This is a genomic window from Methanofollis liminatans DSM 4140 (genome assembly GCF_000275865.1).
In the GTDB taxonomy this organism is placed as follows: Archaea; Halobacteriota; Methanomicrobia; order Methanomicrobiales; family Methanofollaceae; genus Methanofollis; species Methanofollis liminatans.
In genome coordinates this window covers 295304-320174 of record NZ_CM001555.1, presented here as the reverse complement: position 1 = coordinate 320174, position 24871 = coordinate 295304, and the positions used below count along the sequence as shown (strand labels likewise).

Here is a 24871-nt window from a genome sequence, read left to right as displayed (position 1 = left end):
CGACCGAGAGATGGATATGGCATCCCCCCTTGTCGCTGTCGTCCTCTCGTTCTTCATCCCGGGCCTCGGCCAGTTCTATACCGGGCAGATGGTGAAGGCCATCGTCCTCTTCGTGCTTGCGGTCGTCTTCGGCGGCCTTTCGACGATCATGATCGGCATCCCGTTCTACCTGCTGGTCTGGCTCTACTCCATGTACGACGCCTACACCGCGGCAAAAGAGAGCGCATAGACCCTGAACTCTTCTCTTTTCGTCTCCCTCCCCGACGCCAACCTATATTTACCGGAAGGCCCTCAGTCTGGATCATCGGAAATGGAGGGATAAGAAATGGCTGATGCACACGAAAAGGACAAAGTCATCTTTGCCGCCACGATGGCGGCGACCTTTGAGCCGGACTCGATGACCAACGACAAACTCGAGGCGGCGACGAAGGGGCACGGCTCCATGGTGATCCCGGTGTTTGCGGCGGCAAACTCCCTTGCCGGCGATATCTTCTGCCCGATCGGGGCCGAGGAGATGAGCCTGATGGGACGGATGACCGTGGTGGACGCCTCCGCCCCCGAGCTCCCGCTCGACATGGTGATCGAGAAGGCCGTGCGGGCGGCGATGAACGCCGGGGCTGAACCGGCAAACGCCGCCCTGATCGTGGCGTCGCTCGCCTACTTCTCGGGCTCCTGCGCCAGGTCTGGCGTGCCGCTCGGCAACCGCAAGCTCGGGGCGATCGCCCGGATGCACGCCGGCGCCGCCCGGACGAGCGCCATCGCCCTGGTCACCGGGAAGTTCACCCACCGCATCCAGGCCTTCCCGGCCTACCTCGCGATCTACGAGGGGCTGATGGGGAAGAAACTGACGCGGGTGGACGGCGCCATCCTCCCGCCCTTCATCGCAGGCGGGGCGATCTACGGCCATTCCGCACTCGGCGAGGACTACAACATCCCTGAACTCGCCTACAACGCCGCAAAGGTCGGGACCGAGGCGATGATGCGGAGCATGGAGGGTGCGGGGATCACGCCCTACGCCCTCTGGCCGGCCCTGATCGGTGCGGCGGTGACGATGGAACTCGTGCACCCGGACGCCCTCCTGGGCGAGGAGTTCGGGAAGTTCGGGCGGGTGGACTCGGCCTATCTCGCCGGGAAAGGCGCCCGCGACGCCGCCGGCCTGCCGGAGAAGATCCATATCCGCGGCACGCACGAGGAGTACGACACCGCCAGGGTGATCGGCGACTTCGGGCTGATCCTCAAGGATATCGGCGGCCCATCGGTCATCGGCTCGATGGCCCTCTCCGAGATCTTCGCCGCCTTCGAGGAGGCGGCGATGATCGGGGCCGGGTTCTCCGGCGGCCCGGTGAACCCGCCCCTCGGCCACCTGGAGGGCGACTGCGTCCCGGCGATGCGGCTGCTCGTGAAGCACAACGGCGACGTCTTCGCCGTTGCCGAGGCGATCCGGGACTACAAGATGAACGCCTTCATCGATCCCGAGATGGCCCTCTGCGGCCTGAACACGATCGCCCGCAAGGCCGAGCAGGTGAGCCGCGGCAAGATCACGAAGGCCTGCATCCTCGCATCGGAAGGGGTGCGGGACCGGGCGATCTACCGGCGGGCCGCCCACACCTACGACCTGATGAAGGCCGGAAAGACGGTGGCCGAAGCGACGCAGACCCTGGACGCCGAGCGGCAGGCCTATGTGGAGCGCCGGGGCTCGGCGGTCCTCTCGGGCTTCACGGGAAAGCAGATCAGCTTCAAGTACACCTCGATCAAGGCGCACGGCCGCCGGACCGACAAGTTCACCGCACGTTACTGGGGCTTTGACTCCAACGTCTCCTACGACGTCTCCATCGACGGCAAGCCCTATCACGTGGAGAACCTGGGCGGGAAGGAGGTGCCGGCCTTCGCCCTCGAGGGAAAGAACCGTGACGACCCGAACTGGGCGACGGCTCTCTTCTGCGGAGCGGTGCTGACGCAGGAGCTCCAGTACATCGGGCACACGATCATCAACATCACGGTCCCGGCGGCGGTGGCGGCCCTCGTCGGAATGGATGCGAAGGACGCCGCATTCAGCGCGGAGGACGGCGCCTTCCTGACCCGCGCCATCCCGGGCGCCGGCGAGAAGGCCTTCGAGGTGGCGAAACTGGCGCAGCGGGTGTACGCGAAGATCAACGAGCCCTTCCCGCCTGCAGCATGAGGGCACTGCTCATCGATCCTCGCACCGGCGGGATATCCGGGGACATGCTCGCCGCCGCCCTGGCCGACCTGACGGGATCGGCCGAGCCCCTCGAACGGCTTGGCGCAGCGATCGCCGCCCTTCCCGGGTGTGCGGAGTTCTCGGTGAGGCTGGAGGAGGCCGACGGCGGTGTCAGGGCCAGGCGGCTCGCCTTTAAGGTGCGCGAGAAGCCCGCGGGATCGGACGGGGACCTCGCCGCCGCCCTGGCCCAGGTGGCCGCTTCGGTCGGGCTCTCCGCATGGGGGCGGGAGCGGGCGGAGAGGGTCCTCGGCGATCTTCTCGCCGCCGAGCGGCGCCTCCACCCCACGGGTTTTTCGCGGCACGCCGTCGCCTCGGCCGACACGATCTTCGACATCCTCGCCCCCCTCCTCCTGATCGAGGAGGCCGGGCTTGCCGGGTGTCAGGTCCACGCCACCCCGCCGGCCCTCGGGGGCGGGCTGATCCCGACCGGCGGCGGGACGGTCGGCGGCCCGGCGCCTGCGGCCCTGGAGATCTGTGCGGCGCACCGGATCCCGGTCGCCGAAAGTTCCCTCTCGATGGAGCTGACGACGCCGACCGGCGCCGCCCTCCTGGCGAACCTCGCCGTCGTGGCCGACCGTTTCCCGGCGATGACGCCCATCCGCACCGGCTACGGGGCCGGGACCCGCCCGAACGGCGCCGGCGCCAACATCCTCAGGGTCGTGGAGTGCGAGACGAGCGACCTCGTCGAGGAGCGGATCGTCCTGCTGGAGACGAACCTGGACGATATCAGCGGCGAAGTGGTCGCCCACGCCCTCGGCCGCCTCCTCGAGGAGGGGGCGATCGATGTCTTCGTCACCCCGGCGATCGGGAAGAAGAACCGCCCGGTCCAGGTCATCTCGGTGATCACCGACCGGGAGCGCTATGCACGCCTCCTGACCGTCCTGATGGAGGAGACCGGCACCCTCGGGGTGCGGGTGCGCGAGGAGCCGCGGCTGGTCGCCGACCGGCGGCGGGAGACGGTGGAGGTCGTTGTCGGGGGACGCACCTTTCCCGTGCGGGTGAAGACCTCGCGGGCCTGCGGGCGGGTGATCGCCGTCAAGCCCGAGTACGAGGACATGCGGCAGATCGCCCGCGAACGCGGGATCACCCTCCGCGAGGTGGCGCGGGAGGTGGAGCGGTGCCTCCCCGCTCCCGGAGGAGGGGGCGACCAGGAGTGAAACGCACCGGCCGGCCCCGCAGATTCGCGAAAAACATCAAATCGGCCGTATTTTAAACTATGTGAAATATCGATATACAAATATAGTATGGCCGCATTATGAACCACAATGGATTTCCCGGAGCCCCATTATTCCAATAAACAAAAAATATCTGTTCTTTATATTGACGACGAACCCGCACTCGTCGAAATTGGAAAATTATTCCTTGAACGGGGAGGAAAGATCGCCGTGACCCCGGCCACCTCCGCAGAGGAGGCGCTCCCGCTGCTGGCCGGCGGGGCCATCGACGGTGTGGTCTCTGACCTGCAGATGCCGGGCATGGACGGGATCGAACTCCTGCGGGAGGTAAGGAGACGCTACGGCCCCCTCCCTTTCATCATCTTCACCGGAAAAGGGCGCGAGGAGGCGGTGATCGAGGCGCTGAACGCCGGGGTGGACTATTACCTCCAGAAGGGCGGGGCGCCGAAGCCGCAATTTGCCGAACTGGAAAACAGCATCATCCAGGCGGTCGAGAAGAGACGGATCGCCCGGGCCCTGGAGGAGAGCGAGGAGCGGTATCGCACCGTCGTCGAGGACCAGACCGAGATGATCTGCTGGTTCGATCCAGAAGGCGTGATCCTGTTTGCAAACGAGGCATTCTGCAGGCACTTCGGGGTGCCGGGGAAGGAGATGGTGGGGCGCCGCTTCACCCCAAAAATTCCGGTCCACGAGCAGGGGCGTCTCCGCCGCCACTTCGCCTCCCTCACCCCCGACCATCCGGCCGCCCACATCGACCACCAGGTCGTCATGCCCTCGGGCGAGGTGCGCTGGCACGGCTGGACCGACCGCGCCTCATTCGACCCCGCGGGGAACCTGATCAGGATCCAGTCGGTCGGCAGGGACATCACCGACTATAAAAATGCGGAAGCAGCGATCCTCGCATCAGAACAGCGCCTCAAAGGCGTGATCGAGTCGCTCCCCGACCCGACCTTCGCGATCGATAGGGAGGGGCGGGTGACGCTCTGGAACCGCCAGATGGAGCGGCTGACCGGGGTGGCGGCCGCCGGCGTGATCGGGCGGTCTGACTGCGACCCCCAGATCAGGGGCCAGGTCCGCCCGGTGCTCGCCGAGATCGTCCTCGGGCGGGCGTCAGGGGAGACCAGAAGCCGCCACACCGCCGCCAGGTGGGAGGACGGGAGCCTCACCGGGGAGATCACCGTCATCACCGGCGACGGCGAGGAGCGTGTGCTCCAGGGGCGGGCGACGCCCCTGCGGGGGCCGGACGGGGAGACCGTCGGCGCTATCGAGTCGCTCCGCGACATCACCGAGATCCGCGCCGGAGAACGGACGCTGCACGAGGCGAATGCCCTCCTCGAATGGACGATCGACGCCCTCCCCGAGATCGTCGGGATCATGCGCCCCGACCGCCGGGTCATCCGCTACAACCGGGCCGGCTACGAGGCCCTCGGGATGACGCCGGAGGAGGTGGCGGGAAAACCCTGCTACTCCCTCATCGGCAGGGCCCGCCCCTGCGAGGCCTGCGCCACCGAGATGGCCCTCAAAAGCAGAAAACCAGAGACGATCGAGAAATACGTCCCCGAACTGGACCAGCACCTGCGATGCACGAGCGTCCCGATCATCGACCGGGACGGGGAGGTGTGCCTGGTCGTCGAGCAGCTCGCCCCGGTCCCGGCCGGGGAGCCGGGGGAGGGCGAAGCGCCCGACGACGCTCTCACCGGCGCTGGTACTTCCTGAAGTAGTACCAGACCCCGCCGGCGATCGCACCCAGGAGGAGAAGCCCGGCGATCGCCGCGAACGACTGCTCCTTCACGACGATCCTGAACTCGTCGCTCTCTTCGCCCTGGTCGGAGACCGCCTTCAGCGTGACCTTGTACTCGGAGGCGACGATGCTCGACGGCGGCACCACCTTCACGCTCACCTTCTTCGACTCGCCTGGCTGGAGGCTCGTAATATTCGTCGGCGTCACCGTGGCCTTCCAGCCCTGCGGTGCGCTCACCTCGAACCTGATCCCGGTCAGGGCGCCGGCATTGCCGAGGTTCCTCACCGAGACATCGAACTCGACGGTCTCGCCCATCGACGCCTCGTAGCGGTAGCGGTCCGCAGAGAGCCCCATCTCATAGCTCCCGCTGATCTTCGCCGTCATATCCTCGGTATAGGCGTCCGAGGACGACTCGATTGTGGCCGTGAGGAAGTAGTCCCCGACCGTCACGCCGTACGGCGGGATCGCCTCAAGGAAGAGGCTCCGCTCGCCGCCGGCAGGGACGAAGATCTCCGAGATGTCGCTCGTCTCGGCGGCGCCCTCCTTGTACCGGGCGTACCAGCCCTCAGGGAGCCCCGCAGTCGAGAGCCGGTAGGTGTCGTCGGCCTTGCCGACGTTGCGCAGGGTCAGCTCGAAGGTCGGGTTCTTCCCGGCAGGCGTCGTGATCAGGGCCGACTTCACCGTCACCTCGGCGGCGTACGAGGACTTCTCGAGCATCACCGTGCCGGCGTCGGTGGTGATCCCGCACTTCACCTTCACGTCCTTCTTCTCGGCAGAGCGGTAGCCCGGCTTCGTGATGACGAGGTGGTAGACGTCCTGCGGGAGGCCGGTGCTGATCCGGCCGTCGGCGGTCGTCATCACCCGGTCGAAGGGCTCGCTCTCGCTCCCGCGGTAGATATCGACGGTCGCCCCCTTCACCTTCTCGCCGTCCTTGTCGGTCACCAGGACCTGGAGGGTGCCGAGTTCGCCGGTGTGCGTCTTCGAGATCGTCACGTAAAGCCAGATCGCACCGTCGCCGACATGCATCTTCAGGGGATAATCGCCGATCGGGGTGTCGGCCGCCGTCTCGACCTCAAGGGTGACGGTCTTCGACCCGCCCTTCGGGATGGAGACCCGGTTCACCTCGGTCGTGCCGTCGACAAACCGCATCTCCCAGTCCCGGCTCCCGGCGAAGTTCTCCGCCCACATCTTGATCTGGTCGGCGCTCCCGTCGTTCGCCGCGACGAGGGTGAAGGTCGCCGTCTCTCCGGCCTCGACCACCTGGCCGGGGAAATCGCAGTGGATCGAGACCGAGCCGGTTGCCGAGGCGGCGGCCGCCGCCGGCAGGGGCAGGGCGGCGGTGAGCACCAGGAGGGCGAGGAGGAGGGCGGGCGCCTTCGTCATCGCACGTCCTCCCGCATGAACCGCACCCATGCAAGCCCGAAGAAGAGGGCGGGCGTGATGACGAGGGCGGCGATGTTCTTCGCCATCTCGCCAAGGAGGGCGAAGAGGGCAGAGAACCCTTCCTGCGGGATCTCGTCGTCCATCTCCACGACCGAGAAAAGGGAGCTGGAGAGCATCATCCTCGCCATGTCGGGGTTGGTCACGGCATAGGCGAGCATCTGGTAGTTGCTCGTCGGCGAGAGGAGAGATACGGCGTCGCTGACTGCCTGCCGCCGCTCCCAGTAGGCCCGGGATTCCTCCTCGTACTTCTGCCAGGCCTCGTCGACCATGGGGTCCACCTTCTCCTCGCCGCTGACCGAGACGGAGACGGCCGACGAGACGTACGTCCCGCCGTAGCCGCCGTACCTCACCATGGTGGATTCCGGGGGGTCAGGGGGCTGGCCGAAGGCTGCGGTGTACACCGAGCCGTAGGTGAAGATCGGGAGGAGGGAGGAGAGGACGATCATCACGATGAGCGTGTAGATGATCGCGCTCCCGCTGTCCTTTGCGACCGTCGACATGAACAGGGCGATCGCGAAGAACGAGAAGACGAGCAGGAACGAGAGGGCGCCGAAGAGGAACATCCGCACCGTTTCCTCGAAATTCGGGACGATCCCGAAGAGGAGCATCACCGCAAGGGAGATGACGAGCACGACCCCCATCGCGAGGGCGATCGCCGCGATACCGCCGAGCGCCTTCCCGTTGATCACCTCGTCCCGGTAGACCGGGTGCGAGAGGAGGATCTTCAGGGATTTGCTCTCCTTCTCCCGCGTAACGAGGTCAAAGCCCATGGCGATGCCCAGGATCACGCCGATCGTCGTCATCAACGAGGACATCTCGTTGAAGGCCGAGAGCATCGAGGGTTTCCAGGAGTAATACGATTTCTCCATGAACTCGTCGGTGTCCTGGACCGCCGACTGCGCCCGGTTGTAGTCCTCCAGCTGCTCCTGGTAGGTGACCATGCCGCCGATGAGCCCGATGACGGCGATCACCAGGAATATCCCGAAGATCAGGTGGAACTTCCTGCTCCGCAGGTGGTCGTTGAACTCCTTGGCGGCGATCACCCTGAGCCCGGCCGACCTCATGAGGCCGCCTCCTCGTGGTAGTACGAGAGAAAGACGTCCTCGAGGTCGGGGGCTTCTACCTCCAGCCGCCTGATCCCGGCGGGACCGGCGACGGCGGCGATCTCGTCCCTGATGTCGGCGCCGGCGACGAGGCGCGCCGACCTATGGCCGTCGGCATACTCGGCCGAGAGGAGGGCCGGGTGGACGATCTCGGGCATCGGAGACCTCGTCTCGAGGCGGATGACGCACTCTCCCTTCTCCCGGGTGCGGGCGAGGTCGTCCCAGGTGCCGCCGGCGACATATTTCCCGTGGGCGAGGATGGCGGCCGAGGTGCAGACCCGGTTCACCTCGGAGAGGATGTGGGAGGAAACGAGCACCGTCGTCCCGTTTTCCGCCGTCTCCCCGAGGATCCGGCGGTAATCGGCGACGCCCTGCGGGTCGAGGTTTGCCGTCGGTTCGTCCAGGATGATCACCTTCGGCTCGTTGATCAGGGCCTTCGCAAGCCCGAGGCGCTGGCGCATCCCCTTCGAGTAGCCGCCGACGACCTTCTCGACCCCGTCGAGGCCGACGAGGGAGAGGAGGTCGGGGATCCGCTTCCGCCGCACGGCGGCGTCCATGCCGTAGAGTTTCGCCGAGTAGTCGAGGTTCTCTTCGGCCGTGAGGGTGGCGTAGAACCCGACGTCCTCGGGCATGTAGCCGATCCGGTGTTTCACCTCGATCGGGTTTTTCGCCACCTCGATGCCGTCGATAAAGCACGCCCCTGATGTCGGTTCGATGAGCCCGATCAGCATCAGGATCGTGGTACTCTTGCCGGCGCCGTTCGGGCCGAGGAGCCCGAAAATCTCGCCGGCCGGGATCGCCAGGTTGAGGTCGTCGACCGCCGCCACCCCGTTATAGACCTTGGTAAGGTGTTCACATCGTATCATGGGATTTACATTCCTCTGATTGGACAGACAGTCAGGTATTGGTCACATTTTATAATAGACTTCTGACGCAATCGTTTACACGTTCTGATAGCCCGTTTGAGACCTGCAACATGTAAACAGATGTGCCAGATGATTTAAGAGGGGATAGGTACCAGATCATACCCATGCGTTGGTGGGTCGCGGGGTGCGCGCTGGTGCTGCTGCTGGTCGTCGCCTCTTCCGCGTCGGTCTTTTCGGTCTCGGGCGGTGGCAGCATGAGCCAGGCCGATCCAGACCTGCCGTCGGTGATCACGGTCACGGTCGTCAATGCCCGGGGTGCGGCCTCCAGCACCGGGGGCGTGATCACGGTCAACACCATCGAATCGTCCGGGTTTGTCGAGGTCCCGGGCTATATCGCCATCCTGAACGGCCCCCTCCTCCCCGCCGCTTCGGCGGAGAGGGATGCCCGGACTTCCGCCCTCAGCGTATCGGTGTACACGGTGAAGAGCGGCGATGAGGCTGCCACATCTGCCGTCATCTACCGTGCTCCTGAAAAAGAGGCAGAGGGCGGGGGCGCCCTGGCGAAAGAAGACACTCTTCTCTCCGGAGGAGGCGAGGCAGAGGCCCCGCTCCTATCCTCGAACACGCTCCCCGTCCTGCCGGGATTCGGCGGGAGGAACCGCTACTATATGCTGGAGATCACCCCGAACATGACCTGTTTCTGGGTCGATCTCGTCTGGAAAGACCCTGATCGGCCGCTCGATCTCACCATCTATTATCCGGGCGGCGTGCTCGGCACCTATGACGACATGAGCGACGGCAACGAGGACGGCAGGATCTATCTCAGGGTCTCGAACGAAGAGGGGATCGCAGAGGGGAACTGGTTCCTGAAGATCAGCGGGTCGAAATCGTTCACGTCGAGGAACTACACGTTCCTGACATACATGGGGTGAGGGGATGAGAGGATGGATGATCGCCGTATTTCTTGCAGTCGCCCTCGCACAGATCGCCTCCGCAGCCTACGTCGTCAGCCCGGGGAGCCTGTACCCCCCTTCAGAGGATCCCTTCGTCCCGTCCGAGGTCGCCTTCTGGGAACTTCCGCTCTGGGTGATCCTTCTGGAGGTCTGCATCGTCCCGCTCGAACTTCTCTGGGCGACGAAGACCTGCCTCTCTCTGGGGTGCCGCAGGGTGGGCCGCGAGAACGTCCTGGAGAGCGCGGCCAGAGCCGAGATCTACACGATGATCAGGGCGGCGCCCGGCATCCATCTCAGGGCGCTCTCTGAGCGCGCGGCGATCTCGATGAGCACCCTCAGGTATCATCTTGCCGTCCTGCAGGAGCATCACAAGATCACCTCGCTCGACGAGGACGGCTACCTCCGCTTCTACGAGAACAGCGGGACCTACACCGCTGCCCAGCAGCGAGTGCTCAAGCACCTGAGGAACACGACCACACGGGAGATCCTCATCGGGATCCTGGAGCACCCGGGGGCGTCGCGGCAGGAGGTTGCCGACACGGTCGGGATCTCGGGGCCGGCCGTCACCTGGCACATGAAGAAGCTGACCGAGGACCGGATCATCAGGCAGGAACGCGACGGGCGGGCGGTCAGGTACCGGATCAGCGAGGACGCCGCCGTGGACCTCGCCTCCGGGATAAGGGAGGCGGAAGACCGCCGGATCCTCTCGCACACCTGAGAGGCACGGGGCAGGGGTAAAAAAGAGCGAGCGGCCGCTCCGGGCGCATGACCGGAAGCACTCAGGAAAACAGGCCGGGGAAGGTCATCGGCAGCATCATCCCGATGCCGAGCGACATCAGGGCGATCAGGGCGACGATCAGGATCAGGATCCGCTGCTCCGCGTCCACCCTCATTACGTCAAGGAACAGGCGGTCCTGTACCGGTTTCTCCATCGGATCAATACAGAACACAATACTATTTATACATATCCAAGGCTTCAGGATCGAAAAACACAATTTACAAAAAAAATAATAGATTAATTCACAATCAGGCCGCCATTTATCGTTTCCCGAGAGAGCCGCCCCCTTTCCCCCGTAAGTTAAATAACCATCTCTACCTATTCCTCGATCACGATGACCGCCGACGCCATGGACCGGAGCCGTTTCGATCATGTCCCGGAGCGTATCGAGGGGCTCGTCGACCTTGCCTTCAACCTCTGGTGGAGCTGGCACCCGTCGGCCAGGATGCTCTTCAAGCAGGTGAACGCCCATGCCTGGAAGGAGAGCCGGCACAACCCGGTGCAGATGCTCCAGGAGATCCCTGAGGACTACCTCAGACGGGCGGCGCAGAACAGGGAGTACCTCCGCCGCTACGACATCATCATGGAGCGCTACCAGGAGTACATGGCCAGAAAAAACTCCTGGTTTACCGAGGAATATGCCTCCTCCCGCCCGTTCACCGTCGCATATTTTTCGGCAGAATACGGCCTCCACCACTCTCTGCCGTTCTACGCCGGCGGGCTCGGGTTTCTCGCCGGCGACCATCTCAAGGAGTGCTCCGACCTGGGCGTCCCCCTCGTCGCCGTCGGGTTCATGTACTCCTCAGGCTACCTCCACCAGCACATCGGCCCTGACGGTTCGCAGATGAACATCGAGGAGCACCTCAACCGCGACGCCGCCCCGATCACCCGCGTCCTCGACCCCTCGGGCAAACAGATCGTCCTGGCCGTCCCCCACATCAACCTGCCCATCAGCGTCGCCGTCTGGAAGGTGCAGGTCGGCCGCATCCCCCTCTACCTCCTCGACACCGACATCCCGGAGAACGCCCCCGAACACCGTTCCATCTCCCACCGCCTCTATTCAGGGAATAAGGAGCAGCGCCTCCTCCAGGAGATCGTCCTCGGGATCGGGGGCAGAAAGGTGCTCTCGTACCTCGGCGTCCACTATGCGGGTGTGCACATCAACGAGGGCCATCCAGCCTTCGCGCTGGTCGAACGGGTCAGGGAACGGGTCGGAGAGGGGCAGTCCTTTGAGGACGCCCTCGCGCAGGTGCGGGGGACCACGGTCTTCACCACCCACACCCCGGTCCCGGCCGGCACCGACATCTTTCCGGCAGAGATGATCGACCGCTACTTCAGCACCTACTACCGCTGTCTCGGCATCGAGAGGGAGCGGTTCCTCGCCCTCGGAGCCGCTCCCGGCGATCAGGGCGGCAATTTCAACATGACCGTCTTTGCGATGCGGATGTCGGCCCATCACAACGCCGTCTCACAGCGCCACGGCGAGGTGACAAGGGCGATGTGGCAGGGGATCTGGCCCGGACTCCCCCCGGAGCGGGTGCCGATCGATGCGATCACCAACGGCGTCCACCTCCCGACCTGGCTCAACTCCAGGATGGAACTCCTCCTCGATCGCTACATCGGGGCCGTCTGTCCCTGCTGGCAGATGGAGCACGACTGCCCGGTGATCTGGGATCTCGTCGACGAGATCCCGGACGAAGAACTCTGGGACCTCCACATCTGGCTGAAGGCAAAACTGATCAACAGGATCAGGGAGAGAAAACGGCGCAAGTGGGCCGAACACAGGGAAATGCCCGAGAACATCGTCGCAGAGGGGGTGCTCCTGAACCCGACCATGCTCACCATCGGGTTCGCACGGCGCTTTTCGACCTACAAACGGGCAGACCTCATTTTTTACGATCTCGAACGGCTGAAGAGGATCGTCAACAACCGCTGGCGACCGGTGCAGATCGTCTTTGCAGGCAAGGCGCACCCGGCAGACGTCGAGGGGCAGCAGGTCCTCCAGCGGATCTACGCCTTTGCCCGGTCGCCGGATTTCGGCGGGAAGATCGCCTTCGTTGAGGACTACGGCGAGCAGGTCGCCCAGTACCTCGTCCACGGCGTCGATCTCTGGCTCAACAACCCCCTGCCCCCGATGGAGGCGAGCGGCACCTCGGGGATGAAGGCGGCGATCAACGGCGTGCTCAACCTCTCCATCCTGGACGGCTGGTGGATCGAGGGCTACAACGGCAGAAACGGCTGGGCCTTCGGCGGCGAGTACACCGTCGGCGACCGGACGGCGGCAGATGCGAACGCGATCTACGAACTCCTCGAAAAAGAGGTCGTCCCGCTCTATTACGACACCGACATGCACGGGGTGCCGCACGGGTGGGTGCGGGCGATGAAGGAGTCGATCAAGAGCAATGCCCCGCGGTTCTGCGCACGGAGGATGGTCAAGGAGTACGTCACCCATTACTACCCGAAGATGCTCGCCGCCGCCGGCACGCCGTTTCCCGGCCTCGGCGGGGGGGAGTGATCGGCCCTCACTCCCCCATATACAGCGCCTGGATCGCCACGACCTCGGTGGAGTCCTTCGCCGCCGCGTACTCGGCGAGGGGGTCGGCGTTCAACTCCAGGAAGTGCATCCCCCAGTTGAACTTCGAGAGGACCTCCCGAGCCTGCTCGTCCTCGCCCAGGATCACGAGCGCCGCCGCAAAGGCCTCCACCGAGGTGAGGCGGAGGGGGCGGCCGAAGTTCACCGGGTTGGCGGCGACGAGGTAGGGGAGGGCGCGGCGGGTCGGCCAGCGCCGCACCGTCACCGAGTCGAGCACCTCCCAGGAGCAGTCCAGGGCGGTGATCGAGGGCACGCCCCGGTCGGCCGGGGAGAGGGCGCGCTCGGCCGTCGGGTCCAGGATGAGCGACGAGCGCGGGATCCGGGTGAGGGTGTCGACGACTTTCACCTGCCCCCATTTCTCCATCCGCTTCACCGTGCACTTCCTGGGATCGCAGGAGTTGTCCCTGAAGGCGAAGAGGCGTATCATCTATGCCGGTTTGACACAGACACCTATTGAATGTATGTCCTGGTCTCCCCCTGCATCCTCGACCCCTCCCTGCGGGCCGAGGGGATCACAAAACCGTCCGACCGTGCGGCGTTCGAGCGGGCCCTGGAGCGGTGCCGGCGCTTCTCGATCGAAGTCGTCCCCCTCCCCTGCCCTGAGACCGCCTATCTCGGCCGGCCGCGCCCGCCCGCGACCTTTGTCGAGCGCCTGGACACCCCGGCCTTCCGCGCCCTCCTCGACCGGATGGAAAAAGAGGTGAGGGCGATGATCCACGAGCGCGGCCCGCCGCTCTGCATCATCGGCGTCGATTCCTCGCCGGCCTGCGGGGTGAACCGCACATGGCTGGACGAGCGGGTGCCTGGGCGGGGGGCTTTTCTCGCCCGGTTCCCGGAGATCAGGGCGGTCGACGTCTGCGAGTTCGCCCGGTACCGGGTGTACCTCGCCGCCCCGCTCTTCTCCCGGGCCGAACGCGCCTTCAACCGGGAGGTGCGCGATCTGCTGGAGGCGGCGCTCTACGAGGTCTATCTCCCGCAGGAGGTCGGGGACAACGACGCCGCACGCAGCGCCGGGGACGGGCGGGCGATCTTCGAGCACAATCTCGAAGACCTGAAGGGGGTCGATATCGTCGTCGCCGTCATCGACGGGGCCGACGCCGATTCGGGGACGGCGTGGGAGATGGGGTACGCGTACGCCCGCGGCATCCCGGTCGTCGCCCTGCGGACCGATTTCCGCCGGGTCGGGGAGGCGGAGGCGGTCAACCTGATGCTCGAAGCCTCCTCGACCGTGGTTGCGCGTCCTGCCGACCTGCCGGGGGCGGTCGCCGCCGCCCTCTCCTCAAAACAGGGAGAAGATCCTGGCACGCTCTGAGAGCGCCACCGCATAGGAGCCCCCGGTAAGAGCGATCTCTTCCCGGCCTCTGACCCTCTGCAATGCCTCGCTATAGGCAAAGAGCGCACGCTTCGCACACGCCTCCCGCTCGATCAGGCGCTCGCCTGCGGCGATGAGTTCGGCGGCGACCGGGTCGTCGACCCCGGGGGGCGCGGTCTCCTCTTCTGCCGCCCGCAGGTCGCGCTCGCGCCCGTATTCAGGCTCTGCCGGGGCGAGGCGCACCGCTTCCCGCGCCGCCGCCGCCGCACCGACGGGATCCCTGAGGACCTCCTGCACCCCGTCCACGCCGTGCCACACCGCCGGGTAGCAGGCGACGTACCTGACGACCCCGTCGAGGCAGGGAGGCGCCGCGTTCTGGACTGCCGGCGTCGGCGGCGAGCACACCCATATTCCTGAGCACCCGCGCCCGCACCGGGGACGGCGGGGTCGCCTTGAGGGCCCGGCGGTAACAGGTTTCGGCCTCCCCGGAAAAGCCGAGATCGGCGAGGATCGTCCCGGCCCCGAGATAGTAGAGCGCCCGGCCCCCGCCCTGCGCCGGGAGATCGCCTGAACGGTCGATCGCATCGAGGACCGCGCCGTCGGCAACGGCGTCGCGGACAATCGGGTAGAGGACGAGGGCGAGGTCCATCCGCCCCTCGAGGGCGGCGGCGATGCCCCGCCCGATCAGCCGGGCGCCCTCCTCCCCGCCGGCGAGCAGGCCGAGGTGGATGAGGGAGAAGACATCCGCGGGCCGTTCGGCACGCACCATGCCGAAGTACTCCCTGGCCGCATCGGCCGAGCCGTACAGCCGGTGGGCGATGGCGATGTTCCTGAGGAGATCGAGGTCACGGCTGATCGCGAGGGCGTCCCCGAAGCAGGCGATGGCGCGGTCGAACTGGAAGGCCTGGAGCAGGGCCGCACCCTTGCCGAAAAAGTCCAGGTAGCGCCGCCGCTCCTCGACGGCGGCAAGCCCGGCCATATCGAAGGAGCCGTCGGCCCTGGCGTACTGGTCCATCGAGAAGAGGCGCGCCATTGCAGCGTCCATCGCCTCCCCTTCACCCTCTCCTTCGAGGATGCGGGTGAGCAGGGCGTATTCCTCCTCAAACCTCCCGGTCCTCCGAAACGAAGAGGCGATCGCCCAGAAGAGCGACCTGGCCTTCTCGGGGGAGAGGCGGTCGGCCGCCGCCACCGCCGAGGCGACCAGGTCGGCCGCACGACCGGATTTGCCCTGCAAATAAAGCGCTTCCGAGAGGCTCTTCTCCCCGAGGGCGACGAGGTAGGGATCGGCGCCCGGCATGGCCTTTCTGATCGCGAGGGCGCGTTCGGCGCAGTCGCCGGCACGGGCGTAGTCACCCTCCTCCCTGAAGAGGACGGCGAGGTTCTCATAGCAGGCGTGGTGGAGGGCCGCCTCGCCCGCGTGCAGGATCGTATAGGCATAGACGGTCTTTGCCTCCTCGATAAACCCGCGTTTTACAAGCCCGGCCGCCTCCTCGAGGAGGGTCTCGTAGTCGTCGAAGATCGCCACGAACCGGTCCAGCGTCTCCTCGTCGAGGCTGAACGGATAGACCGCATTCAGGATCGCCGTCTGTTCGTCGTACGTTTTTTCGGCGAACCAGGAGAAGGCGATGATCATTCCTGCATCGTTGATGAAACGCTCGAAGGTTCCGGCGTCTCCGGGCGGGATCGCTCCGCCGAGGAGGTTTTTGAGGCTCTCGACGGCGAAGGAGGTGATCTCGAGGTCGGCCGGGCTGATCTGCGCACCCGAAAGGTCCCTGAGATAGGGCGCCTCAAAGTAGAGGTCGGGATACCGGATCTCCGACATCACCACCCTCTTCTCCATCCGCTCCCAGGACGAGCGTGACGGCCCCTCGCCGGCGGCGATCGGCGGGGCAAGATAGCCGTCTTCCGCCGGCGTGCACAGCATCGTCTCAACGAGCCGCGCTCCACGGAGATCGCCCGCATCCAGGAGGCCGAGGTACCGCCGCCAGAGATATGCGTCCCTCCCGGCGCCGAAAAGATCAGCACAGTCTTCGGCAAGGGCGCCGGCAAGCGCCGTCCTGACCGCATCCTTCGCCCGGTCGTCAGAAAAACCTGCGGCTGCGGAATAGGCCGCAAAACCGGGGTCCCTCGCCCTTCGTATCAGAAAGAGATGCAGGAGGGCGGCGTCCCGGGGGGCGGCGTCGCGGCGCATCCACCGGTCGATCCAGAATGATTCCCAGAAAAAATTCAGTGCAACGGTTGTATCCATCTCGTCGTACCTCTCCCGGCTAAGAAGATGATACCTGCGGCGTGATACTCCTGTTGATCCGGTCGCCATACAGGAAGGAAAAAGGGCTCTTCATTCCCGTGCGTGGGCGGCCGCGACGCCTTCGCCCGGCCTCCCCGGGCTCATCAGGGTTATCCCGGACGACCGGTCGCCATCAGGGGCGGACCTGCGGGATGGGATCGGGCAGGGCGTTCCCCGCGTGAAAGAGCAAAGAACAAAAAAAATGTACAAAGGGTGAAACCTTTCCAGGGGGCATGTGCCCCGCGCCCCCGGAACCTCTTCTGAGTGAGGTGTACGTGAATGTGCACAGGATGGGAGGATGCCGGCCTCCCGCCGGAAGAATGAATGTTGACGCCTTTTGAGAGGTGAAATATCCAGGCACCCACGCGTGCTGGTGTGTGCCGCTTGAGTTAGGTGATCTGCGGGTGCCTGCTGGTGTTCCTGTCGATTGCGCCCCGTCCGAGATTTCCCCACTTCGGATGGGACGTCGGCGATCATATGTTGAATGTTCAAATATATAAATATATCATGTATTGCATGGCATTGACGCTATCATCAATGCGGGGCATGATGCCTGCCATGTCCGAAACCGATAAGTACTGGCCAGTATCACTCTGATCTGATATGAGGCCCTATCCTGAGGAGATCACTAAAATTCTCGCCCGATTAAAGGCGAATCCCCGCGGGATGTCGGTCACCGATCTCTCCAGAGACCTCGCGATCAACAGGAATACGGCCTCGCGCTACCTCGACATGCTCCTCATCTCCGGCGAGGTGGAGATGCGGACCTACGGCAAGGCAAAGGTCTTCTACCCCTCGCAGCGGGTGCCCCTCTCGGCCATGATCAACTTCTCCTCAGACGGCGTGGCGATCCTGGACCGCACCCTCACCATCGTCCAGGCAAACGACCGCATCCTCGAGATCGTCCGCGCCGGACGGGACGACGTCATCGGAAAACCGATCGGGGAATCGCGCCTCTCGGCTTTCGATCACCCCCTGATCAGGGCGCGGATCGAGGACGCCCTCGGGGGCGACGACGTGGTCGAGGAGGTGAGGTTCCTCAGGACCGGGGGCGAACTCTACTTCAGAATGAAGATCCTGCCCACCGCCTTCAACGACGGCAGCCCCGGGATCACCATCATCCTCGAGGACATCACCAGTCAGAAACTCGCAGAGGAGGCGCTGCGCACAGAGGAGGCAAAGTTCAGGGCGCTCGTCGAGGACATCAACGACATCATCTGGAATGTCGGCGACGACTGGACCTTCTCCTATGTGAGCCCGAAGAGTTTCGATCTTCTGGGCTACGCCCCTGACGAGATGGTCGGGCGTTCTCTCCTCGATTTCGTCCCGGCGCCCGAACAGGAGCGGGTCGCGGAACGCCTCGCCGGACTCCTTGACCGGCCATTCTCCCTCCTCCACATCCCCCTGCTTCACCGGAGCGGGAAGAGCCTCGTTTTTGAAGCGAGCGGGACCCCGGACTTCGACGAGATCGGGGATTTCGGGGGCTATCGCATGGTCTCGAGGGACGTCACCGAACGGCACCAGGCTGAGCGCCGGGTGCGGGGCTGGAAATCGTTTCTCCACTGCATCGTCCAGAACATCCCGGACATGGTCTTCGTCAGGGAGATCGCGGGCGGGAAGTACGTCTTTTTCAACCGTGCGGCAGAGGCGTTCGTCGGGGGGGCACCCGAGAGTCTCGCCGGAAAAGAGGAGAGCGCGATCTTCGGGCCCGATCTCGTCCCCCTCATCTCCTGCGGCGAGGCGGAGATGCTCCAGAGGCAAAGCCCGGTGGAATGCCCTGCAATGCCCGTCGTCTTCCAGAACGGGGAGACGCACCACCTGCAGACGAAAAAGATCCCGATCGCCGGCGAGGGGGGCGAGATGAAATACGTCCTCACCATCGTGCGCGACATCACCGACCATGTCCGCGCCGACGCCCTCCTCGCGGACCAGCGCGACCTTGCAGAGGCCCTCGGTTCAGCCTCAGACCTCAGGGAGGCCCTCTCCATCTGCCTTGATGCGGCGATGCAGGCCGCAGGCGTGGACGCCGCCGCCGTCTACGCCGTCAGGGAGGAGGGGCGCCTCGAGCGCGTGGCGGCATTCGGGCTCTCCGCAGAAGCCGCAGCCCGGGCAGAGCGGATCGACGGAGAAGAAGCCGCGGTGCTCATCGGGGGCAGAACCGCCGCCTTCCCCGGCGACGAGGACCTGCGCGGCACCGTCACGTTCACCATCGTCCATGGGGGGATGCCGGTCGCGGTGCTCGTCGCCGGGTCCCGCCTCACCGGCCTGATACCCGCGGCCGGCGTCCAGGCCCTCGAGACGATCGCCGCCCAGGCGGCAAACGTGGCCGGGCGCATCCTCGCCCAGGAGACCGTCAGGATCGAGCGGGACCGGGCCGAACGCTACCTCGACGTCGCCGGGGTGATGATCGCCGGTATCAGGACGGACGGCACCATCGAACGGATGAACCGGACCGGGTGCCTCGCCCTCGGCTACGCCGAGACCGATCTCGTCGGGAAAAACTGGTTCAAAACACTCGTCCCAACCCGCCTCAGGCCGCGCCTTGAGGCGAACTTCAGGCGGCTGATGGAGGGGGCGTCCCCCCCGCCCGGGGAGGAGAAAGGCTCCCTCCTTGCACGGGACGGCGGCGAGATCGGCGTGCTCTGGCGCAACACCATCGTGCGTGACAATGACGGCCGGATCACCGGCCTCGTCACCTCGGGCCTCATCTCAGGGCCGCCGGCGGAAGATGTTTATTAAGGGGCCGGTGACTCTTCTCACCATGACGCGACCTGACGCCCCCCTCCATCTGTCGCCCGGCGAAGAGATGAAGCAGAACGAGTTTTTCGCCTCGCCCAGAGTCCCGCGGCGGCTCGAACGGCTGATCGAGGAGTATATCGAAAAGAAGACCGGGAAGACCTGGAACGACCCGGTCGTTCTCGAGCGGATCCGCTCGGCGGTCGTCGCCCAGAAATGGGGCTACTGGGCGAGAGGGCGCCGGAGAAAGATCTCCTATGCGAAGGGCTACGACGTCCTCGCCTACCTTGCCTACCAGTTCCCGGTCTATCTCGTCCAGTCGGAACTCCTCCTCCACGGCCTCGTCGCCGACGGACTCATCCCCAGAACCATGCGGGTGCTGGACGCCGGGTGCGGCCCCGGCGTCGTCTCGCTTGCGATCGCCGATTATCTGGGGAGGGTGAAGGGCGCAACGGCCCGGATCGACGCCATCGATATTTCCGAGGAGAACATCGAGGCGTATATGGCGCTGGTGCCTCCGGCCGCGGAGAAGAAGGGGCTCGTCACCGTCGGGCGCCCGGTGGCAGGCGACCTCCTCGACCCGCCGGCAGGAACCCTGCAGGGGCCCTACGACCTGATCGTCTTCTCCAACGTCCTCAACGAGATCCCGGGCCGCGGCCCGGAAGAAAAGGCGGCGATGGTCGCCAGGTTCGGGGAGAGGCTTGCGCCTGACGGCACCATCCTCATCGTCGAGCCCGCGGAGAAGGACGCCTCCACCGCCCTGCGCGAGGTGCAGCGCGCCCTCGTCGATGCCGGCCTTTCGGTCTACGCCCCCTGCACGCACCTCTGGGGCGAGCCCTGCCGTCCTGACCGGTGCTGGACCTTCACCACGGGCCCGGAGGTGAGGCCGCCGCGGCTGATGGAGGCCCTGGTCGCCGCCGGCGAGGAGGGCTACCGCTACCGCAACACCGACATCAAGTTCTCCCATCTCGTGCTGCGGAAGGACGGGTTCACCCGGGAAGGCTACCGCATCGGCAAGAACCTGAAGGCCGCCCGTCTCGGCGCCCTCGCCGACCATGTGGAAAAACGGATCCACCTCTGCGCCGCCAGGATGTCGGCCGATATCGGCGAACCCGGGCGGCACGTGGTGAAGATCTGCGACGGGACCCCGAAAAAGCCGGTCTATGCGGTCCTGCCCGAATATTCCCGGAACGAAGGGAACGAACCGCTTCTGAGCGGCCCATACGGTGAGATCCTGATCATCAGGAACGCGACGGTCAGGTACAACCGGGAGGCAGACACCTACTCGGTGATCATCGGCAGGAAGACGACCGTCGCCAGGGCCGGCCGGGAGTGCGGGGCGTGATCCCGCATATGTGGCGGATTTCCGCCCTCCTGATCCTCCTGATCGTCTCGGCCGGCTTCATGGTCTCCTCGACGGTGCGGTGGGCCGATGACGGGGAGGAGACGACCGAGACGATCTACCAGGTCTCGACGATCGGCGCCCTTCTCGAAGGCGTCTATGACGGCGTCGAGGAGTTCGGCGCACTCACCGAGCGCGGCGACACCGGCATCGGGACGCCCGAGGGTCTCGACGGCGAGATCGTCATCCTGGACGGAGAGGTCTGGCAGATCCGCGGCGACGGGGCCGTCGGCCGGATCGACCTCGCCACCAGGACGGCCTTTGCGGCGGTCACCGTCTTCGACGAAGACATCGCCTTCGACCTCGACGGCCCCGTCTCCCTCGCAGACCTGGAGGCGGCGATCGAAGACGCCCTGCCCTCCCCCAACCACCCGGTCGCCGTCATCGTGAAAGGCCGGTTCACAAACCTCACCACCCGGAGCGTGGACGCACAGACCAGACCCTACCCGCCCCTGGTCGAGGTGACCGCCTCGCAGCACCTCTTCACCTTCGACCGGACCGAGGGCACCCTTGTCGGCTTTTACCTCCCGCAGTATATGGCCGGGATCAACGTCGCCGGTTTCCACCTCCACTACCTCTCAGACGACCGCACAGGCGGCGGGCACCTCCTCGACTGCACGGCAGACCGAGTCAGGGTGGCCCTCGACATCACGCCCAACCTCAGGCTCTCGCTCCCCGAGAGCGGGGGTTTTGCCGCGGCCGACCTCTCGGGCGACCGCTCGGGCGAGGTAAACGCCGCAGAACGCGGGAGAACGACCGGCTGAGCCCGGCCGTCACCCTTCCGCGGACTCGTCGAGATCGACCACCTCGTCGACGAAGGTGGTGAGCTGGGTCAGGAGAAGGGGGTCAAGCCCCTTCTCGACGGCGAGAAAAATGCCTGAAACGTCGAGAATTTTTAAACGGCTCGAAACGAAGTGGATGAACTTCGAGATATTCACCGACGAGAGATAGATGAGCATCGTCGAGACCGAGTCAAAGACGACAAAGATGTTCTGCCCCTCCATCTCCTTGAGGGTCTGGGTGATGGCGATGCCCATGTCGGTGAGGTTTTCGGGGCTGTTGACGAAGATGGCGTTTGCAGCGTCGTCGGGCACCTTCCCGATGGCGTAGCGCGTGATGGCGTCGACGAAATGGACCTTCGAGAGATCGATCCCCTCGCGCCCGTAGAGCTTTTTCAGGATCAGATACGGCTGATTCGTGGTGATGACGATGGCGGCATTGCCCGAGGCGGTGATCTCCCTGACAATCGAGAGGTTCGCCTGTTTCATCGTCTGCGCCGAGGAAAGCAGCAGATAGAGTTTTTTATCATCGGTTCCGTGGAGGGAGAATGTCATGGCCTCACCGGGTCAGGAGATCTCTGTACGACTCCGGGATGTCCTTCTGCTCATCGACGACGCCCTGGTTCAACTCCCTCAGCGTGGCGAGAATCTTTTCGGCATGGCTGATCTGGACCTGCAGGGCGGCTAAAACCTCTTCCTTTTCCATCTCGCCGGTCTCGATGCCGCGGCCGATCTCACCGAGGTTCTCGCGGATCACGCTCATCGGCGTCTTGATCCGCAGCCCGACCTCGGCGATGAACCCGACGAGGGCCTTATGTTTCCGCTCCCGTTCGGCGGCGAAAAGGTCTTTTGATTCTGAGAGGGACCCGATCACAAAGGCGACCACGACGAACATCGCCGCCCGAACGAGGGCCGCCGGCTCGAAGACAAAACCCATCGTGAAATATTCGACGGCGATGTGCATCGCCCCGAGGAGCAGGGCGATCACGACGGCTTTTTTATAGTACCAGATCCCGGCGATGACGATCGGGAGATAGAAGATGTGGGTGAAGGCCACCGCGATATTCAGGTAGGCATGGATGAGCACCTCAAGGGCGACGCAGAAAGAAACCAGACCGATCACCACGGCGGGCTTGATCCACGGGTGGCGCCCGGCAAAATCATGCATCTTCGTCTTCATCTCCATCCTCCTGCTTGCTGGATAGGGCTAAGATCTCATTCTTTATTCTGATAAACCTACCCAAATAGATATGTCACGCTCCAGTCATCGAAACGGTCGGATTTCTGGAAAATACGCCAGCATTACCAGGTCCATCTCGTAAGCGCCGGTTTTCGTTCGCACCCGATCTTAAGGCCACGCAAGGCCTCCTTTTCCAGAAGAATCCTGAAAACCACCGGGAAAGGGAAACGGCCGCTGCGGCCGCAGAACCATCAAAAATGAGAATACACTCCAAATGTCAGCGATTGCCGGAACGGGGCGGCATTTCACGCATGAAGGGAATAGTAGAAATATAACGAATTCCAATCTTTGTGTTCGATGAAAAAGAATATCGGGAGAGTCCTCGGGCCGCTTGTATTTTTGGCCCTGGTGTTCGCCCCCATCAGTGAGAGCGTGATGCCGACATCGGCCAGATATGTGGCGGCGGTCACGCTCCTGATGATCATATGGTGGATCACCGAGGCAATTCCCCTTGAAGCGACGGCCCTTCTGCCGGTAGTGCTCTTTCCCGCCCTTGGCGTTCTCAGCGCCAAGGAGGCGACGGCGCCCTATGCCGACAAGGTCATCTTCCTCTTTATGGGCGGTTTTATCATCGCCATGTCGATGCAGCGGTGGGGGCTTCACCGGCGTATCGCGCTGAATATCATCAATATCGTGGGAACAAGCCCGAAACGGCTGATCCTGGGCTTCATGATCGCCACGGCGTTCCTCTCGATGTGGATCTCCAATACGGCGACGGCGATGATGATGATCCCGATTGCGATCGCGATCATCACCACCATCATCCCCAACGCCAGCACACTCCTCAAGGATATGACCCAGGAACAGCGCGATTTCTCCGAGGCGCTGGTCATCTCCATCGCCTATGCGGCGAACATCGGCGGGATTGCAACCCTCATCGGCACGCCGCCGAACGGGATCTTTGCCGCCCAGATGAAGACCCTCTTCCCGGCCGCCCCGGCGATCGACTTTTTCTCGTGGATGAAGTTCGGCGTCCCGCTCGCGGCGATCCTGCTCCTGCTCGCCTGGATATGGCTTACCTACGGGTCGTACCGTCACCTCCCCGCGAAGATCGCCCATGCAAAGGATATCATCTCCCACCAGATCGAGAACCTCGGGCCGATGACGCGGGGGGAGCGGTGGACCCTGATGATCTTCGTGCTCACCGCCTTCGCCTGGATCTTCGCGAAGACGAAGAACATCGAGGGGGTCGTCATCCCCGGCCTCGACGTGTTCTTCCCGGGGATCGACGACTCGGTGATCGCCATCGCCGGCGCCCTTCTCCTCTTCCTCCTCCCGGTGGACCGGGCAAAGGGGATCTATACGATGGACTGGGAATGGGCGGTGAAGATACCCTGGGGCATCCTGATCCTCTTCGGCGGCGGTCTCTGCCTCTCGGTCGCCTTCATCCAGAGCGGGCTTGCCAAACTCATCGTCGACCAGATCGCCATGTTCGGCGGCCTGCCGATCGTCGTTCTCGTGCTGCTCGTGGCGATCGGGATCTCCCTCCTGACCGAGGTGACCTCGAACACCGCCATCGCATCCCTGATGATGCCGATCATGGCGGTGACCGCCGTCTCGATGAACATGAACCCGTACATGCTCATGCTCACGGCGGCGGTCTGCACCTCGCTGGCCTTCATGCTCCCGGTGGCGACGCCGCCGAACGCCGTCGCCTATGCCTCCGGGTATATCGACATGAAGGACCTGATGCGCTCGGGCTGGGTGCTGAACTTCATCGGCGTCGGTCTCTGGACCTTCTTCCTCTTCACCATCGTAATGTGGGCGCTCGGGTTCTCCCCGGCCCTCCCGGACTGGGCGACGATGCCGGTCAAGTGACGGCGACGTCGCCGGGGAACTGCACCACAATCTCTTTTTCTCCAAGGTAGGTCTGGACGGTCCCGGCAACGCTCACGTTCAACCCTTCCTTGAGGTCCAGCCGATCAGAGACTCGTGCAGGGATAAAGACGGTCGCTCCCCCGACCGTCACCGAGAGGTGCCCGCCGGTGAGGTGGCGGAGGTCGTCCACCGTCCCGCGCACGGCCACGAAGGTGCCGTCCTCGGCCTCCGGGGCCCATGGGGCGGCGAAGGTCGCACTCCCGGCGGCGGCAAGCGCCCCGTGTGCAGCGAGGAGAAGAAGGAAAATGCCGATAAGGATGATCAAAGCCATGTTTTCCCGGCGATCGAGCATATCATAATATTCAGCCCGCATTTATATATGGGCGATACATTCATATGTTAACGC

At 64.5% G+C, this 24871-nt stretch carries 22 protein-coding genes; 12 read left to right on the top strand and 10 right to left on the bottom strand.

Annotated elements, in window-relative coordinates; genetic code table 11:
• Positions 1–16 precede the first annotated feature (16 nt).
• The 4 genes from METLI_RS01485 to METLI_RS12320 all read left to right on the top strand — a co-directional run bounded on the left by METLI_RS01485 (position 17) and on the right by METLI_RS12320 (position 5130).
• Entirely contained in the window at positions 17–229 is a 213-nt protein-coding gene (locus METLI_RS01485; RefSeq protein ID WP_004037381.1) for a DUF5683 domain-containing protein, read from the top strand.
• Positions 230–325: 96 nt separating this feature from the next.
• Positions 326–2179 (top strand): hypothetical protein, encoded by a 1854-nt coding sequence (locus METLI_RS01480; protein WP_004037379.1) that lies wholly within the window; start codon positions 326–328, stop codon positions 2177–2179.
• Positions 2176–3396 (top strand): nickel pincer cofactor biosynthesis protein LarC, encoded by a 1221-nt coding sequence (larC, locus tag METLI_RS01475; RefSeq protein ID WP_004037377.1) that lies wholly within the window; start codon positions 2176–2178, stop codon positions 3394–3396. Before METLI_RS01480 ends, larC begins: the two co-directional genes overlap by 4 nt.
• Positions 3397–3504: 108 nt before the next feature.
• Positions 3505–5130, top strand: a complete 1626-nt coding sequence (locus METLI_RS12320) for a PAS domain S-box protein (protein ID WP_004037375.1) — start codon at positions 3505–3507, stop codon at positions 5128–5130.
• Here METLI_RS12320 and METLI_RS01465 read toward each other — a convergent pair.
• The 3 genes from METLI_RS01465 to METLI_RS01455 are packed head-to-tail and all read right to left on the bottom strand — an operon-like array spanning position 5108 to position 8567.
• Positions 5108–6538 carry an NEW3 domain-containing protein gene (locus METLI_RS01465; RefSeq protein ID WP_004037374.1) on the bottom strand — a complete coding sequence of 477 codons (1431 nt, stop codon included), beginning with the start codon at positions 6536–6538 and terminating at the stop codon, positions 5108–5110. The genes METLI_RS12320 and METLI_RS01465 overlap by 23 nt on opposite strands.
• Complete coding sequence (locus METLI_RS01460; RefSeq protein ID WP_004037372.1) at positions 6535–7662, bottom strand: ABC transporter permease; 1128 nt, start codon at positions 7660–7662, stop codon at positions 6535–6537. The genes METLI_RS01465 and METLI_RS01460 overlap by 4 nt, the downstream gene beginning before the upstream one ends.
• Entirely contained in the window at positions 7659–8567 is a 909-nt protein-coding gene (locus METLI_RS01455) for an ABC transporter ATP-binding protein (protein ID WP_004037369.1), read from the bottom strand. Before METLI_RS01455 ends, METLI_RS01460 begins: the two co-directional genes overlap by 4 nt.
• A gap of 164 nt (positions 8568–8731) precedes the next feature.
• Here METLI_RS01455 and METLI_RS12315 point away from each other — a divergent pair, with 164 nt between their 5' ends.
• Together METLI_RS12315 and METLI_RS01445 are read left to right on the top strand one after the other, a co-directional pair.
• A complete protein-coding gene (locus METLI_RS12315; RefSeq protein ID WP_004037367.1) occupies positions 8732–9499 on the top strand; it encodes a hypothetical protein in 768 nt (255 codons plus the stop codon).
• 4 nt (positions 9500–9503) lie between these two features.
• Entirely contained in the window at positions 9504–10238 is a 735-nt protein-coding gene (locus METLI_RS01445) for a winged helix-turn-helix transcriptional regulator (protein ID WP_083838639.1), read from the top strand.
• A gap of 61 nt (positions 10239–10299) precedes the next feature.
• Here the strand turns inward: METLI_RS01445 and METLI_RS13000 are convergent, their stop codons facing one another.
• On the bottom strand, positions 10300–10452 hold the full coding sequence (locus tag METLI_RS13000) for a hypothetical protein (protein ID WP_004037363.1): 153 nt from the start codon (positions 10450–10452) through the stop codon (positions 10300–10302).
• A 180-nt stretch (positions 10453–10632) separates the two neighbouring features.
• On the opposite strand from METLI_RS13000, the gene glgP reads away from it, so the two are divergent.
• Positions 10633–12813: an alpha-glucan family phosphorylase gene (gene glgP, locus METLI_RS01440; RefSeq protein WP_004037361.1), complete on the top strand. Its 2181-nt coding sequence runs from the start codon at positions 10633–10635 to the stop codon at positions 12811–12813.
• 7 nt (positions 12814–12820) lie between these two features.
• On the opposite strand, the gene METLI_RS01435 is transcribed toward glgP, so the two are convergent.
• Positions 12821–13318: a DUF367 family protein gene (locus METLI_RS01435; protein ID WP_004037359.1), complete on the bottom strand. Its 498-nt coding sequence runs from the start codon at positions 13316–13318 to the stop codon at positions 12821–12823.
• 30 nt (positions 13319–13348) lie between these two features.
• Between METLI_RS01435 and METLI_RS01430 the strand changes: the two genes are divergently transcribed.
• Positions 13349–14203 carry a nucleoside 2-deoxyribosyltransferase gene (locus METLI_RS01430; RefSeq protein WP_004037356.1) on the top strand — a complete coding sequence of 285 codons (855 nt, stop codon included), beginning with the start codon at positions 13349–13351 and terminating at the stop codon, positions 14201–14203.
• Here the strand turns inward: METLI_RS01430 and METLI_RS01425 are convergent.
• On the bottom strand, positions 14171–14509 hold the full coding sequence (locus METLI_RS01425) for a hypothetical protein (RefSeq protein WP_157203181.1): 339 nt from the start codon (positions 14507–14509) through the stop codon (positions 14171–14173). The two genes, METLI_RS01430 and METLI_RS01425, sit on opposite strands and share 33 nt — an antisense overlap.
• On the bottom strand, positions 14421–16451 hold the full coding sequence (locus tag METLI_RS01420) for a tetratricopeptide repeat protein (protein ID WP_004037353.1): 2031 nt from the start codon (positions 16449–16451) through the stop codon (positions 14421–14423). The genes METLI_RS01425 and METLI_RS01420 overlap by 89 nt, the downstream gene beginning before the upstream one ends.
• A 642-nt stretch (positions 16452–17093) precedes the next feature.
• On the opposite strand from METLI_RS01420, the gene METLI_RS12310 reads away from it, so the two are divergent.
• From METLI_RS12310 to budA, 3 genes are read left to right on the top strand one after another with little or no spacing between them, the layout of a single operon-like run.
• On the top strand, positions 17094–19229 hold the full coding sequence (locus tag METLI_RS12310; RefSeq protein ID WP_004037351.1) for a PAS domain S-box protein: 2136 nt from the start codon (positions 17094–17096) through the stop codon (positions 19227–19229).
• A 22-nt stretch (positions 19230–19251) separates the two neighbouring features.
• Positions 19252–20571: a small ribosomal subunit Rsm22 family protein gene (locus tag METLI_RS01410; protein ID WP_048103575.1), complete on the top strand. Its 1320-nt coding sequence runs from the start codon at positions 19252–19254 to the stop codon at positions 20569–20571.
• Positions 20568–21392 carry an acetolactate decarboxylase gene (gene budA / locus METLI_RS01405; RefSeq protein WP_157203180.1) on the top strand — a complete coding sequence of 275 codons (825 nt, stop codon included), beginning with the start codon at positions 20568–20570 and terminating at the stop codon, positions 21390–21392. The genes METLI_RS01410 and budA overlap by 4 nt, the downstream gene beginning before the upstream one ends.
• 9 nt (positions 21393–21401) lie before the next feature.
• Here the strand turns inward: budA and METLI_RS01400 are convergent, their stop codons facing one another.
• Positions 21402–21962, bottom strand: a complete 561-nt coding sequence (locus METLI_RS01400; protein ID WP_004037341.1) for a DUF7504 family protein — start codon at positions 21960–21962, stop codon at positions 21402–21404.
• Positions 21963–21966: 4 nt separating this feature from the next.
• Positions 21967–22587, bottom strand: coding sequence for a DUF4118 domain-containing protein (locus METLI_RS01395; protein ID WP_004037339.1), 621 nt, complete (start codon positions 22585–22587; stop codon positions 21967–21969).
• A 357-nt stretch (positions 22588–22944) separates the two neighbouring features.
• Here METLI_RS01395 and METLI_RS01390 point away from each other — a divergent pair, with 357 nt between their 5' ends.
• Positions 22945–24465 carry an SLC13 family permease gene (locus METLI_RS01390; RefSeq protein WP_004037337.1) on the top strand — a complete coding sequence of 507 codons (1521 nt, stop codon included), beginning with the start codon at positions 22945–22947 and terminating at the stop codon, positions 24463–24465.
• Here the strand turns inward: METLI_RS01390 and METLI_RS01385 are convergent.
• Positions 24458–24796, bottom strand: a complete 339-nt coding sequence (locus tag METLI_RS01385; protein WP_157203179.1) for a hypothetical protein — start codon at positions 24794–24796, stop codon at positions 24458–24460. The two genes, METLI_RS01390 and METLI_RS01385, sit on opposite strands and share 8 nt — an antisense overlap.
• Positions 24797–24871: the final 75 nt, after the last annotated feature.

Excerpts from the sequence above, each read along its gene's own strand:
- METLI_RS13000 (WP_004037363.1), bottom strand. The coding sequence starts at position 10,452 with ATGGAGAAACCGGTACAGGACCGCCTGTTCCTTGACGTAATGAGGGTG.
- METLI_RS01410 (WP_048103575.1), top strand. The coding sequence starts at position 19,252 with ATGACGCGACCTGACGCCCCCCTCCATCTGTCGCCCGGCGAAGAGATG.
- METLI_RS01480 (WP_004037379.1), top strand. The coding sequence starts at position 326 with ATGGCTGATGCACACGAAAAGGACAAAGTCATCTTTGCCGCCACGATG.
- glgP (WP_004037361.1), top strand. The coding sequence starts at position 10,633 with ATGACCGCCGACGCCATGGACCGGAGCCGTTTCGATCATGTCCCGGAG.
- METLI_RS01420 (WP_004037353.1), bottom strand. The coding sequence starts at position 16,451 with ATGGATACAACCGTTGCACTGAATTTTTTCTGGGAATCATTCTGGATC.
- METLI_RS12315 (WP_004037367.1), top strand. The coding sequence starts at position 8,732 with ATGCGTTGGTGGGTCGCGGGGTGCGCGCTGGTGCTGCTGCTGGTCGTC.
- METLI_RS12310 (WP_004037351.1), top strand. The coding sequence starts at position 17,094 with ATGAGGCCCTATCCTGAGGAGATCACTAAAATTCTCGCCCGATTAAAG.
- METLI_RS01385 (WP_157203179.1), bottom strand. The coding sequence starts at position 24,796 with ATGGCTTTGATCATCCTTATCGGCATTTTCCTTCTTCTCCTCGCTGCA.
- METLI_RS01390 (WP_004037337.1), top strand. The coding sequence starts at position 22,945 with ATGAAAAAGAATATCGGGAGAGTCCTCGGGCCGCTTGTATTTTTGGCC.
- METLI_RS01395 (WP_004037339.1), bottom strand. The coding sequence starts at position 22,587 with ATGAAGACGAAGATGCATGATTTTGCCGGGCGCCACCCGTGGATCAAG.
- METLI_RS01445 (WP_083838639.1), top strand. The coding sequence starts at position 9,504 with ATGAGAGGATGGATGATCGCCGTATTTCTTGCAGTCGCCCTCGCACAG.
- METLI_RS01455 (WP_004037369.1), bottom strand. The coding sequence starts at position 8,567 with ATGATACGATGTGAACACCTTACCAAGGTCTATAACGGGGTGGCGGCG.
- METLI_RS01485 (WP_004037381.1), top strand. The coding sequence starts at position 17 with ATGGCATCCCCCCTTGTCGCTGTCGTCCTCTCGTTCTTCATCCCGGGC.
- METLI_RS01400 (WP_004037341.1), bottom strand. The coding sequence starts at position 21,962 with ATGACATTCTCCCTCCACGGAACCGATGATAAAAAACTCTATCTGCTG.
- METLI_RS01430 (WP_004037356.1), top strand. The coding sequence starts at position 13,349 with ATGTATGTCCTGGTCTCCCCCTGCATCCTCGACCCCTCCCTGCGGGCC.
- METLI_RS12320 (WP_004037375.1), top strand. The coding sequence starts at position 3,505 with ATGGATTTCCCGGAGCCCCATTATTCCAATAAACAAAAAATATCTGTT.
- METLI_RS01435 (WP_004037359.1), bottom strand. The coding sequence starts at position 13,318 with ATGATACGCCTCTTCGCCTTCAGGGACAACTCCTGCGATCCCAGGAAG.
- METLI_RS01460 (WP_004037372.1), bottom strand. The coding sequence starts at position 7,662 with ATGAGGTCGGCCGGGCTCAGGGTGATCGCCGCCAAGGAGTTCAACGAC.
- larC (WP_004037377.1), top strand. The coding sequence starts at position 2,176 with ATGAGGGCACTGCTCATCGATCCTCGCACCGGCGGGATATCCGGGGAC.
- METLI_RS01465 (WP_004037374.1), bottom strand. The coding sequence starts at position 6,538 with ATGACGAAGGCGCCCGCCCTCCTCCTCGCCCTCCTGGTGCTCACCGCC.